The 12,444-nt window shown below is 66.3% G+C and carries 10 protein-coding genes; 2 read left to right on the forward strand and 8 right to left on the reverse strand.

Annotation, left to right across the window (positions count from 1 at the left end; genetic code table 11):
- Positions 1–118 precede the first annotated feature (118 nt).
- On the reverse strand, positions 119–1,729 hold the full coding sequence (locus VFV19_19835) for a Ppx/GppA phosphatase family protein (protein HEX4826557.1): 1,611 nt from the start codon (positions 1,727–1,729) through the stop codon (positions 119–121).
- Positions 1,726–2,148, reverse strand: a complete 423-nt coding sequence (locus VFV19_19840) for an arsenate reductase ArsC (GenBank protein ID HEX4826558.1) — start codon at positions 2,146–2,148, stop codon at positions 1,726–1,728. The genes VFV19_19835 and VFV19_19840 overlap by 4 nt, the downstream gene beginning before the upstream one ends.
- Positions 2,149–2,198: 50 nt before the next feature.
- Between VFV19_19840 and VFV19_19845 the strand changes: the two genes are divergently transcribed.
- Together VFV19_19845 and VFV19_19850 are read left to right on the forward strand one after the other, a co-directional pair.
- A complete protein-coding gene (locus tag VFV19_19845) occupies positions 2,199–2,552 on the forward strand; it encodes a metalloregulator ArsR/SmtB family transcription factor (GenBank protein HEX4826559.1) in 354 nt (117 codons plus the stop codon).
- The gene (locus VFV19_19850; GenBank protein ID HEX4826560.1) at positions 2,549–3,367 is read left to right on the forward strand and encodes an arsenite methyltransferase; all 819 of its coding nucleotides are present in this window, start codon (positions 2,549–2,551) and stop codon (positions 3,365–3,367) included. The genes VFV19_19845 and VFV19_19850 overlap by 4 nt, the downstream gene beginning before the upstream one ends.
- On the opposite strand, the gene VFV19_19855 is transcribed toward VFV19_19850, so the two are convergent.
- The 6 genes from VFV19_19855 to VFV19_19880 form a co-directional block, all read right to left on the reverse strand.
- Positions 3,364–4,059: a response regulator gene (locus VFV19_19855; GenBank protein HEX4826561.1), complete on the reverse strand. Its 696-nt coding sequence runs from the start codon at positions 4,057–4,059 to the stop codon at positions 3,364–3,366. The genes VFV19_19850 and VFV19_19855 overlap by 4 nt on opposite strands.
- 64 nt (positions 4,060–4,123) lie before the next feature.
- Positions 4,124–5,272, reverse strand: coding sequence for a hypothetical protein (locus VFV19_19860; protein ID HEX4826562.1), 1,149 nt, complete (start codon positions 5,270–5,272; stop codon positions 4,124–4,126).
- 63 nt (positions 5,273–5,335) lie between these two features.
- Positions 5,336–6,196 (reverse strand): hypothetical protein, encoded by an 861-nt coding sequence (locus tag VFV19_19865; protein ID HEX4826563.1) that lies wholly within the window; start codon positions 6,194–6,196, stop codon positions 5,336–5,338.
- A gap of 10 nt (positions 6,197–6,206) precedes the next feature.
- Positions 6,207–9,683, reverse strand: coding sequence for a carboxypeptidase regulatory-like domain-containing protein (locus tag VFV19_19870; GenBank protein HEX4826564.1), 3,477 nt, complete (start codon positions 9,681–9,683; stop codon positions 6,207–6,209).
- 128 nt (positions 9,684–9,811) lie between these two features.
- Positions 9,812–10,960 carry a hypothetical protein gene (locus tag VFV19_19875; GenBank protein HEX4826565.1) on the reverse strand — a complete coding sequence of 383 codons (1,149 nt, stop codon included), beginning with the start codon at positions 10,958–10,960 and terminating at the stop codon, positions 9,812–9,814.
- A 10-nt stretch (positions 10,961–10,970) separates the two neighbouring features.
- On the reverse strand, positions 10,971–12,416 hold the full coding sequence (locus VFV19_19880; protein ID HEX4826566.1) for a hypothetical protein: 1,446 nt from the start codon (positions 12,414–12,416) through the stop codon (positions 10,971–10,973).
- Positions 12,417–12,444 lie beyond the last annotated feature (28 nt).

A 12,444-nucleotide genomic window follows, 5' to 3' on the forward strand; every position in this document is an offset into this window, starting at 1 on the left:
GATCTGCGAAGGGAGGTGAGAGACACATGGCGACGAAGAAGAAGGCTGCCAAGAAGACCGCGAAGAAGAAGGCCGCCAAGAAGTAACGGCCCCAGCGGTATCAATCACGCAAGAGATATCAGGGGGACGCCGGTCGACGGCGTCCCCTCTTTTTTTTCCTCGCCTTCTTTCGCGACGCACGCGACGGCGCCCTCATCCGTAGCGCGATCTCGGCGGAGAGAAGCTTCTCCAGGAGCTCCGTTCGCCTCTTGGCCTCCCACACTTCGAGAGATGCCTCGGGCCCCGAGGTCTGAAGCTCGATCGCCACGCGGCGGCCCTTCCCTCGCACCTTCACGTCGCGGACGACCGCGTAGTGGCTGCGATCGAGCCCCTCGGCGAGGCGGAGAATCGCGGCGCAGGCCTTCACCTGACGCCAGGTCTCGGGCGCGAGCAGGGTGCTCCCCCCTTCGCCGGGCTTCGGCACTCCTTTCCGGTGATGGTGCATCGCGATCTGTCCGATCGCCTCGATCTCATCGGGCCGGAACCCGAAGAGCTGGGAGTTCACGATCAGGTAGTAGGAGTGGCGGTGATGCTCCTCGTGGTCGATGAGGTGGCCGACGTCGTGAAGGAGGGCGGCCGCCTCGAGCCAGCCACGGCACTCGGCCCTGAGCTTGAGGCGGCCGCGGAGCTGGTCGAAGAGGCGGAGCGCCAGACGGGCGACGTGCTCGCTGTGGCCCGGCGTCGAGCCGAAGCGCCGCATGAGCCGGACGACGCTCCTCCGCCTCACGTCGCCGAAGCGGGCCGATTCCTCGATCCCCTTCGTGTGCCCGGCGATGTAGTCCTGGAGAAGCCCTTCACGAAGCGCCCAGGTGCAGGCCTGGAGCCTCGACGCCTCGAGCCGGCGAAGCACGATGTCGGTGAGGACCGCCCCGGCGACGACGAGGTCGACCCGCTTCGGATCCATCCCGCGCATCGCGAGGCGCGCCTCGCGGTCGGCGCGGACGAGGCCGCGACGGAGCTTCGAGACCTCCTCCGCCGGCACCTCGAGTCCGTGGATCTGCGTCCCCGGGTGGACGCCGAGGCGGTGCGCCGCCATCGAGACCAGGGTCTGCAGCGTGCCCGACGTCCCGACCACGCGGCGCGCCTTCCGCCGGATCGCGCCCGCGAGCGCCGGCTCGAGCTCGGCCCGCAGGTACTTCTCGAGCTTCGAGATCTCCCGTGAGCGCGGCGGATCGTTCTCGAAGAACTCCTCGGTCATGCGGGAGACGCCGAGCTTCAGGCTGTGCAGCTCGGTCGCGCGCCCCTTTTCGATGAGGACGACCTCGACGCTGCCACCGCCGATGTCGAGGATCACGCTCGGCGGCCCGCCGAGGTCGACGACCTGCGCGACGCCGAGATAGATGAGCCGTGCCTCTTCGATCCCGGGGATGACGCGGACCCTGAGGCCGACCTCGTCGTAGATCCGCTGGATGAACTCGCCGCCGTTCCCCGCCTCGCGGACCGCGCTCGTCGCGACCGCCCGGAACCGGTTGACCCCGTGCCGGAGTGCCAACGCCTTGAAGCGCGCCAGCGTCTTGATACCGCGGTCCATCGCCGGCTTCGTCAGACGGCCGGTCGTGAGCGATCGCTCGCCGAGTCGGACCATCTCCTTCCCGCGGTCGAGAACGACGTAGTGCCCGTCCGGCCGCGCCTCGGCGACGACCATGTGGATCGAGTTGCTCCCGACGTCGATGGCGGCGATGCGCATCATGGCGCGCGCATTCTCTCATCCATCCAAGCCTCGATCAGCGCCGAGAGCCGATCCCTGGCCTCGCGAAATCGCTCGAGGCTCGCCTCCCGAGCGGGATCCTCGATCGGCCAGAACGAGCGTGTGATCCCGCCGTGGAATCCCGTCGGGCACGCGCGGCTGGCGCCGTCGCAGACGACGATCAGGTGGTGACCGTCCGTCCCCGCGAGGGCTTCGGCGACGGTCTTGGGCCGCTGCCGGGAGATCTCGATCCCGATCTCGGCCATCGCGCGCACCGCGAGGGGATGGAGACCGGCGGCCGGCTCGGTTCCGGCGCTCCGCACGTCGAACCGGTCTCCCGCCTTCGCGCGAAGGAGCCCCTCGGCCATCTGGCTTCTCGCCGAGTTGCCGGTGCACAGGAACAGGACCGTTTCGGTCGGCATCGTCCATCCTTTCTCGTTGCGCGTTTCGATAATTCTACTATTATCGAAGTATGCAGGCCATCGATCGGTTCGCGGAGATGTTCGGCGCCCTCGGGAACGAGAGCCGCCTCAAGATCGTGCGCCTCCTCCTTTCGGCCCACCCCGAGGGGCTCGTCGTGGGCGAGATCCAGTCCGAGCTCGGCATCGCGCCGTCGACCCTCTCCCACCATCTCGAACGCCTCAAGAATGAGGGGCTCGTCGTGGTGAACCGCGAGGCGACGTTTCTCCGGTACACGGCCAACGCCGACGCGCTCGAGGACTTGCTGAAATTCCTGTTCGCCGAGTGCTGCTCCCGCACGAAGACGGTCGACGCGGCCGTCATCGTCGACATCTGCAGTCCCGAAACGAAGCGGAGGAGATCATGAGCCAGGACAACTTGAGAGAATCGGTTCGCGATCATTACGCCGAGGCCGCCCGCCGCGCCGTCGCGGGGAAGGCCACGTCGTGCTGTGGAGGAAGCTGCGGCCCGGAATCGACCGATCCGATAAGCGTCGGCCTCTACGCCGACGGCGAGAAGGCCGAGCTGCCCGACGCGGCACTCCGCGCTTCGCTCGGCTGCGGGAACCCGACGGCCCTCGCTGAGCTTTCGCCGGGCGAGGTCGTCCTCGACCTCGGCTCGGGAGGCGGCATTGACGTCATCCTCTCGGCCAAGCGCGTCGGCCCGGCCGGTAAGGCCTACGGCCTCGACATGACCGACGAGATGCTCGCCCTCGCCAACGCGAACAAGGCCGAGGCCGGAGTCGCGAACGTCGAATTCCTCAAGGGCCACATCGAAGAGATTCCCCTCCCCGACCACTCGGTCGACGTCGTGATCTCGAATTGCGTCATCAACCTCTCCGGCGACAAGGATCGCGTGCTGGCGGAGGCGTTCCGTGTCCTCCGCCCGGGCGGCCGCTTCGCAGTGTCCGACGTCGTCGTTCGCGGCGAGGACGTCCCCGAGCCTATCCGCAAGAGTGTGGAGCTGTGGGCCGGGTGCATCGCCGGAGCGCTCGAGGAGATCGAATACAAGGCGAAGCTGACGCGTGCGGGATTCACCGACGTCTCGGTCGAGGCGACCCGCGTCTACGACGTGAACGATGCGAAGGAGTTCCTGGCCGCCGAGGGGATCGACGTCGCTGCCATCGCTCCGGAGGTCGACGGGAAATTCATCAGCGCTTTCATTCGCGCGACGAAGCCCTAAGCCTGAACGGCGGGATCCTGGATCCTGTACCCGACGCCGCGCACGGTGACCAGCCAGTCGGCGGCGGGGCCGAGCTTGGTTCGCAATCGACGAACGTGCGTATCGACAGTGCGCGAGAGAACCTCGGAGTCGTAGCCCCACACCTCCGAGAGGAGCGTCTCGCGCGTCCGTATCCGGCCGCGGGCGCGGACGAGGTCCTCGAGGAGGCGGAACTCCGTCACGGTCAGGACGAGCGCTTTCCCGTCGACGAGCGCGCGGTGATCGGCGGGCTGGATCTCGATCGGCCCCGCGCGAACGGGATTGACCTCGGCTTCGGGCCGCACCTCATTGCGCTTGAGGAGTCCCCGGATCCGGAGCACCAGCTCGCGCGAGGAGAACGGCTTGGTGACGTAGTCGTCGGCACCCAGCTCGAGCCCGAGCACACGGTCGATCTCCTCGCGGCGGGCGGTGAGGAGGATGATCGGAACCGTGCGAGTCTCCGCGCGTCCGCGTAGCTCCTTCAGGACGTCGATGCCGGAGAGCTCCGGGAGCATCCAGTCGAGGACGACGAGGTCGGGCTTCTCCTGGCGCGCCGCCTCGAGCGCCATGAGCCCGTCCTTGGCGACGCCGACGATGAAGCCTTCGCGTGTGAAGACGTGGCGGAGGAGCTCCGCGATGTCGGTTTCGTCCTCGACGACGAGTATCCGGTGCATCACACGGAGGACGGTACCGTCAGCGAGTCCTGACGGAGTTACGCGGACGTAAAGTCGCTGTAACTTAAGGCTTGGAACCGGAGCGCAACGCGACCCAGCGCTGGAGGCGCGCCGACTCGACCGGGTCGGGCTCGACCGTGGCGTAACGGTCGGCGAGCCGCCCCGCGGTCGGCCAGTCCCCGACCCGGAGCGCGCAAGCGATGATGACCGGAATCGCCCCGCGCTCGAATCGCTCGGCCCGGTCGCCGGTCAGCCGGCGCACGTCTTGAAGGACCGCGTCGGCCAGCTCGGGGTCGCCGGCGTCCGCCGCCGCCTCGATCCTCTGGACGCCGGCCGCGATCAGCCGGTCGCGGCCGGAAACGTGGTCGGGCACGATCGCGATTCCCATGGCGGCGATGTCGTAGGCCTCCTCGAACCGGCCGCCGTCGTAGGCGATCCGGAACGCCTGCGCGAGCGCGGTCTCGGTGCCTTCGAGGCCCATGGAGACGGCCGGGTGCAGCGCGGCGGCTTCACGGAAGAAGACCGCGGCGCTCACGGCGTCCCCGTGCTCGAGGGCCCGCTTTCCCGAGTTGTGCCAGACGAAGGCCGGTGCGTGCTCGAGCGGGATCGGCTCGCCGACACCGCGGTAGAGATCGACGATCGCCCGCGAACCCCGCGCCGAGATCTCCTCCGGGGTGGCGAGCTTGTAGGCGAGGAGGAGCCGCCCCGCGCGCCCGGCGTTCTTCCGGGCATCGAATCCGTCGGGCGCCGTGGTCTCGATGTCGACCGAGCGCCCTTCGGGCAGCTCGACGCGGAGGAAGACGTGCTGCGGGCCGGCGACGAACCAGGTGTCGAGACCGAGCGCGCGTCCGAGGAGCCCTTCCACGAGGGAAGCGGAGACGCAGTTGTACTCGCCGGTCGTGAGAACGGTCAGAGGGCTGTCCGCCTCGATGCGGTAGAGCTTGAACGTATCCGAGTGGAGACGCTCGTGAAGACGCTTGGCGCGGCGCTCCAGGGAGCCGCTGGTTCCGACGGAAGAGGCGAGCCTGCGGGCGAGGTCGTCGAAGCGATCGATCGCGTCGGCGCGCTGATGCGTGTCCAAGAGGCCGGTCGCGCGCAGCGACTCATCGAAGATGGGATTGATGACGTCGAGATCTCGCGGTACGTCGTGGCGGGCGTAGGCTGGGGCGGCGGTCAGCGCAACGACGATCGCAACTGATCCCCAAACTCGCATCCGGCCTCGCCCGGCGGGCGGCGCGGATGCCGCTCGAGGGCAAACCCCAATCTAGGCCCCTTATCACGGCTGGGCAAGGTTTCCTGTGCCAACAATGGGACAATTCATCATCGGGATCAGCACCTTGCCCGCGCCGTCGACGACGCGGACCAGGGGCGAGTACCCGGCACCCTTCGGCCACGCCTTGGCCCGTGCCTTCCCGTTCTGGAGGACGACTTCTCCGATGGGAATCATCCCGTTCTCGTCGAGCCTGAGGCTTCCCTCGAAGTAGAGGTAGGCCGCCCGCTTGCCCCGGTACCAAGCGAAGTAGCGCTGCGTGGCTCCACCGGTCCGGCCTTCCGCCTTGAGGCTCGCCGTCGTCCCCTCGGGGACGATCGGAGCGTTCAAGTAGATGCCGGTCGACTCGGCGGTGAATCCGTTCTTCTTGTCGGCCAGGAACTCTTCGAGCACCTTCGCGTCGCGCAACCAGTTGGTCTCGTAGAACACGTCGGGTGTGTAAACCTTCCAGATGTCCCAGAGATCGGAGTAGCCGGGATCGCCCGGGATCGAGTCGATGACCGGGTACTGGCCGAGCCGGTAGTTGTTCGCGCTGTCGTAGAACACGTAGAGGCGATTCGGCTTCGCCGGTCGGGAATCCAGCCGGTAGCAGTACGCCTTTCTCCCGTCGGGACCTTCCACCTCGAGGCGGAACCGCGGGTCGTCGAGGGACAAAGGGACGTTCGGTCCGGGGAGCGACGGGTCGGCGCTGCGGCGGAATTGTGTTCCGGCCGCGTCGGAGAACCGGTCGACGGAGACGAGAGGAGCTTCGATCCCCGGCTCTCCTCGCGGCGCCGGATTTCGGTCGGTACGGCCGTGATCCGGCCCGGGGACATCGCTCGCGACGGCGAAGAACATCGCGCTGACGAGAGTGGCGAAAACGATCACCGCGTGCCTCCTAGAACGCAAGCCGGACGCCGAGACGGATCGAGCGCGGCGCTTCGAGCTGGGTCGACTGGCCGAAGCGTGCGTTCAAGCCGCCGCAGAGCGAGTAATCCGAGGGGAGTTGCGCCGGGCAGTTCGAGAACCCCGGGTAGGCAGGAACGTCGCGCACGACCCCGTCGATGAGGACGGGAACCGTCTCCGTCCGAAGGAAGGTGTAGAGGGCTTGAAGCGAGTGGAAGCGACCCTCGAACGATCCCGCCCACCGGTTCCACTCGTCGGGTGTCACGATGCCGTCGCCGTTTCCGAACTTCCCGTCGATGTAGCCGTCGAACGGCTCGCCGCGCCCCTCCTGCTGGAAGAAGAAGCCGAGGTTGGGGTCGTAGAACGCGCCCTTCCACATCCCGGCGGCGAGGAACTGAGAATCGACCTTGACTGCATTCTGCTCGTTGAGCACGTTGAAGACGTCCATCGTCAGCGTGAGCTTGAGGCGCGCGGAGTCGCGGATGTCGTAAGCGAACCCCATGTCGAAGTTCGTGAGGCCCGGCGTCCGGCCGGCAGACCCGCGGGGCATGAGGTAAATCGGCCCAAGAAAGGGAGTCGAGCCGCCGAGAGGATCGGTGGTCGCGTCGAGCGGCGTTCCCGAGGAGTAGCGGAGCGTGCCTGAGAGTGTGATGTCCTCGGAGACGCGATAGCTCCCGTACATCTTGACCTGCTCGGGACGATCTTGCGGAAGGCGGCCGTAGGTGTTCACAGCGAGGGCGGGGACGTCGAACGCCTCCGTCTGGTTGGGATCGCGCTCCTCGGTTTCGACGAAGTATCGGCCGCGGTAGTTGCCGACGGTCTTCGAGTGCAGGTAGGAGAAGTTGAACCAGAACTTGTCGGTGAGCTGTTTGGCGAGCGTGAACTCGAGGCCGCGGAAAGTCCGCTGCGCAGAGGGAACGGCTCCGAGACCCATCGACTTCATTTCCTGGGGCGTGACCGTGCAGATCGTGCCGGCGGAGCAACCGTACATCTGGCCCAGACCCGCGCGCGCGGAGTAGTCGGTGCTCGTCGGATCGTAGTTCGGGTTGTACATGTCCGGATTGTTCGGGTCGATGTAGAAGTGATACGGCCCGCCCGGATTCGCGATGATGAACGTGCGGCCGAGGTCGAGGCTGATGTCCTCGATGGCGTCGTTCAATTTGCGCCCGATGATGCGCACGCCCGCGGTCCATGACTGCTTGAACGTCCAGTCGAACCCTGCCATGACTTCGTCCGTCGACGAGCCCTTGAGGTCGTTCACGATCGGCGAGCGGTAAAGCGACCCCGAGGTCACGATGACGTCCGGCACGAAGAGGCCGCGGGGGTTCCCGGAATTCAGGAGCCCGTTCGGCGAGTAGACCTTGTCGACGAAGCCGGTCGTTTGATAGGGGTTCGTGATGAGGTCGTAACTTTCGAAGTCCCAGCAGGTCGGCGTGTTGTAGTCGTCCCCCGGCGTGTTCGTGGCACAGAGGCCATAGCCGGTCTGCTCGGGACCGACGTTGAAGCTGTTGATGAAGTCGAGGTAGCTCCAGTTCCGTGTGCGGTAGAGGCGCGTCATCGTCTGGCGCGGCGCGAAGGCGCGGCTCATGACCTGGAGAGGCACGGTGTCGTAATAGCGCCCGGCGCTCATGTAGAGCTTGGAGCGGCCGCCGCCGAGGACGTCCCAAGTGAACCCGAGGCGCGGCGCGAAGTTCTTGTCCATCTTGACGAGCACGTTGCCGTCCGAGTCCTTGACCGATTGCGACTCCCAGCGGAGCCCGTAGTTGACGGTCAGATCGGCGGTCGGCTTCCACTGATCCTGGACGAAGGCCCGCATGGAATCGGTCGACGCCTGCGCGTGGATCTGGTGGTTCCAATCGAGGCACGCACCGTGCCCGTCGCCCCAGCAGCGCCGGATCCCCACCTGCTGCTCCTGCTGCAGCGCATTGGGTTGAGTCGCGTCGGCCCACTCGAGGGAGATGCCGGTACCCCAGCCGTACTTCAGGTCCTGATCGAAGGAGGACGGCTCGAACTCGACGCCGAACTTCGGCGTGTGTTTGAGGTACGAGCCCTCGATGCTGGCCTTGATGAACTGACGGTCGCCCGACGTGTCTCCCGAGTAGGCGTACGGGCCGACCTTGAGGCTCACGTCGTTGGCGCCGCCGGAGCTCCCCGTCTCGGGGTCCGTCGAAGCGATCTTGACGCGGATCGACTGATACGAGAGGCGGCGGTTCTCTCCGATGGGGTTGCTCTCGCGCCTGTCGAGTGTCGGCAGCGTGTCGGCATTCTCCGTGTGGAGACCGGCGGAGGCGTCGAAGACCCAACGCTTGCCGAGGACCGAAGTGAAATCGAGCGCCGCGGTCGTCCCTCCCGTCGTGAGCTCGTAGTCGCCGCCGTAGCCGCCCAGCTCGTCGCGGTAGTTCGCCACGCGGGGGTCGGAGAAGTAGTTGGCGGTCAAACGGTTGTTCGCAGTCACCTGCCAGGTGGTCTTCAAGGAGTACATCGCGCTGCGGTCCGTGTCCTCCGCGAACTGCCGCGATGTCGCCGGCTGGCCGGGGGTGTCCAAGAGGTTCAGGTACTCCTGCGGCGCAACCCCGCGGATGGTGCGGTCGGCGATGGCGGCGAAGAACCAGAGCTTGTCCTTCACGATGGGGCCGCCGAGCGTGCCCGAGACCTCACGCCCGTCGGGAGTGGGAAGCTGCGTCCCAAGATCGTTCTGCTTCGGCTGAGACGAGAGCTGGTCGGGGCTGAGATAGATGTTGAACGACCCTGCGAACAGGTTCGTGCCGGTCTTCGTGCTGACGTTGACGACGGCTCCCTGCGCGCCGCCGAATTCGGCGTTGTACCCGCCCGTCTTGATCTCGATCTTGTCGATCATGTCGTAGTTGATGTTCGTGGAGGGGCGCCCGGTATCGATCGAGGTCGTGTTGACGCCGTCGATGATGTAAGACGACTCGAGCGACGACGACCCGTATACGGAGATCCCCGACGGTCCCCCGTTGGAATTGCCGCCTGTATCTTCGGTGACGCCCGGTGCGATCTTGAGCACATCCGTGTACGACCGTGCGGTCGGGATGTATTCGAGCTTCTTCGACTGGAACGTCTCGCCGGTCGTCGTGTTCCCCTGCACTTCGACCTCGTCGACCTTCGCCGTGACCTCGACCGTCTGGACGACGAGGGAGAGCGGAGGAACGTCGACGGCCTTCCCGTCGGTCACCATGATCGGCGGCGCGGCGACCGGCTCGCCCCCCGCGAACGAGGCCTGGAGCGTGTACTTCCCCGCCGTGACGTCCTTGAACGTGTAGCGCCCGTCGGCGCCGGTCATCGCGGCTTTCGGCGGCACTCCTTCGCCCTGTAGCTGGACGAGGGCGCCAATGACCGGTCCGTCCTGATCGACGACGACGCCGCTGACGACGACGCCCGCCGCGAGGGCGGGCCAGGCAGGCAGACACAGAACCGCAAAGAGAACGAGTCTCCGAAGAACTCCCATGTCACCCCTCACGGAGGTCTCCCTCCGAGCTCACCCCTCACGGCGAAACACGGCAGGGCGCCTGGAGAGGAGGGGTGTTCTCTCCAGGCGCCCTTTCTCGAACCTTTCGGACCGAGCCGTGGACCTGACTAAGGACAGGAAGCGGGAACGTTCCGGACCGGGCCGTTATGTCCCTGACCGACGGTCCCCGCCCCGCAGCTCGTCCGCGCGCGGACGAGATAGAGGAAGAGCCCTCCGGTGGACGGTGTCGTCGGATCGCTTGCGGTCGTCACCGAGAGCGACGACGCGAAGCAGCTGAAGGCGGGGTTCGTGCCGGCGAACGTCGCTTTGAGCAAGTCGTACACCGTGTGCGTCGACCCCGGATCCGCGGGCGGCGCCCAGGTCTCGTCGGATTTGTTGCTCGCGAAGCCGCTGAACTGCACTTCCGCCGGGATCGCCCAAACGGTGTTGTCGGCCTCGTTGCAGTCGCACGGCGCCGCGTGGAGGTCGCCGTCAGCGTCCGTGTTGTTCGTGCTGTTCACGCCCGGACAAAGGTCCGCGTTCGGATCGGATCCAGGCGCGACGTCGGGGAGGAAGTCCCCGTCGTCATCCGGCCAGAAGTCGGCCGTCCCGTCGGTGAACACGACGAAGTAGCCCACGTAGCCACGCGACGACCCGCTCGGGTTGCTGACCGCGCTGTCGAAGTGGATCTTCGCCGTCTGCGTACGGACGCCGGTGGAGCTGGAGAGGCGGGTCTCCACGTTCCAGACGACCTGGCCCGAGAGGCTGCCCTGACCCGAGCCGTTCAAGGACTGCTGGTAGGAACCGAACACGTTGCCTGGGAACCTCGCGGCGTTCAGGTGGCACGGCGCGCTGCCGACCTCGCTCGAGAACTGAGGGATCCCGGTCGCCCACGAATCGACCTGGTTGGCGGCACCGATGATCGAGCTGGAACCGAGCTGCGTGTCGTCCTTGGGACCGTTCGTCGAGATGAGCGCGTCGCGCGTCGACGGATTGCTGACCCCGAAGAAGCCGACCCAGAGATTGGCCGTCGTTCCAGGAAAGATCGTCGAGAAGTCACCCGCCGAAATATCCGGGAGGGTGAGCATCGTGGTTGCGTTGAGGAAGGTGGTCCGGTCGCCGAGATCGATGATGTACTCCTGCCCCGGCGGGTTGTTCTGGTAAGCCACGTAGTAGACGTGGCCCGGCGTGTACGTGAAACACGTATTCACCGCCCTGGAGGGCGTCCCCGCGCCGACTGCGACAGCGAGGATCGCCAGCGTTGCGATGCGCTTCATCACGACCCCTCTATGGCTCGTTGCAGAAAGTGGCGTACGCCTTGCTCGGGAACGGCGCGGAGCCGTCGCGTGCGCGCGAGAAGAACATGTCCGTGAGCGGGACGAGCGTCGGATCGGTCGACGCGTCGATCGTGAGCTGCGAGAACAGCTCGAGGATCGCCTTCTCCTTGATGCTGCCCGCGGGGAAGAAGTAGCCGCGACGTCCGTTGACGGCGATGTTCGCATCGTTGTCGTAGTACTCGCGCTCGACCGTCCAATACTGGTAACGGCCGCAACGGATGTTGGCCTTGTTGTAGTGGGTACCCTCGTACGGCAAGACGTCGTAGTTGTCCGCGGCGTTGTTCCGGATCGCCCAGTCGTCGTGCGGATCGGCCGGCGTGCCGGGATCGAAGGACGTGAAGCGGTCGCCTCCCAGGACGCCGAGGGAAATCGTGTTCGCATTCGTGCCCGTGCACGCGGCCGAGACCGCTCCGCCGCCGAGCACGCCGGTCGATTGGTTCTCGCCGCACGCCGCGGCGTTCGTCCCGCACCACTGATTGCCGTTGACCGCGGTCACCATGGCGCCGGAGCCGCTGACGAACATGTCGCCCTGCCCGGGCGCCGAGTTCTCGAGGACCTGGATGTTGAAGTAGCGGCGGGTTCCGGACAGGCGGTTGCGCATGACGGTGCCGATGTTCCGGAAGGCGCTCGGGTCGACGTCCTTGCTGAAGAAGCGCCAATCACACGAGTTGTTGGCGCCCCAAATGGCGAAGCCCTTCTGCGGAGTCATGCTCATGGTCCCGTCGAGCTTCACGCAGTCTCCCGCCGCATACGGGCATCCGCTCGCGGGCACCGTCTTCGCCCGTGCGTTCACAAGGGGCTCGATGCCGCGGTTGACGATGAACCCGAAGCCGTTCACGAAGACGTTCGTCTCGGTGTCGTCAAAAATGTTGGGGCGGCCGATCTGTGCATTGGAGACGACGGGTTCGCAATTGCCGTATGAGACGTCGGATCCGGCGAAGTTGGCGTAGAGCGGATTGCCGATCTCGTCGCTCAAGAGATTCGCCGCCTTGAGGCCGCCGCTGCCGCTGCTCGGAGCGCCCGCCGCGTTCGGGTCGCACACGTTGAAGTTGCTCAGCTTGTTGTCGAGCGCGTTGACGCCCTCGCACGAACCGAGGTTGTCCCCGACGAAGGCGCGGACGCATGTCTCGGCACCGTTCCCCGGGTTTCCGTCGAGGTCGCGCTTGCAGCGGTACACCTTGATGACGGAAGTGCAGGTGTTGACCGGATCGCCGTAGAGGCTCTTCATCGCCTGATTGATCGACGGGTTTGCCGCCGTGGAGCCGAAGTACACCAAGTTGACCGTGACCTGTGCGTCGGTGCACGGATTCGCGCACGCCTGAGCGTTCGCGTCGCCGGACCAAGCGACGGCCGCGAGCGCCAAGGCCGCCGCCCCAAGACCCAATGATCTCCTCACGGAATTCTCCTCCCTCGTCTCGTGACTT

The organism is Candidatus Polarisedimenticolaceae bacterium, from assembly GCA_036275915.1.
Taxonomy (GTDB): domain Bacteria; phylum Acidobacteriota; class Polarisedimenticolia; order Polarisedimenticolales; family DASRJG01; genus DASRJG01.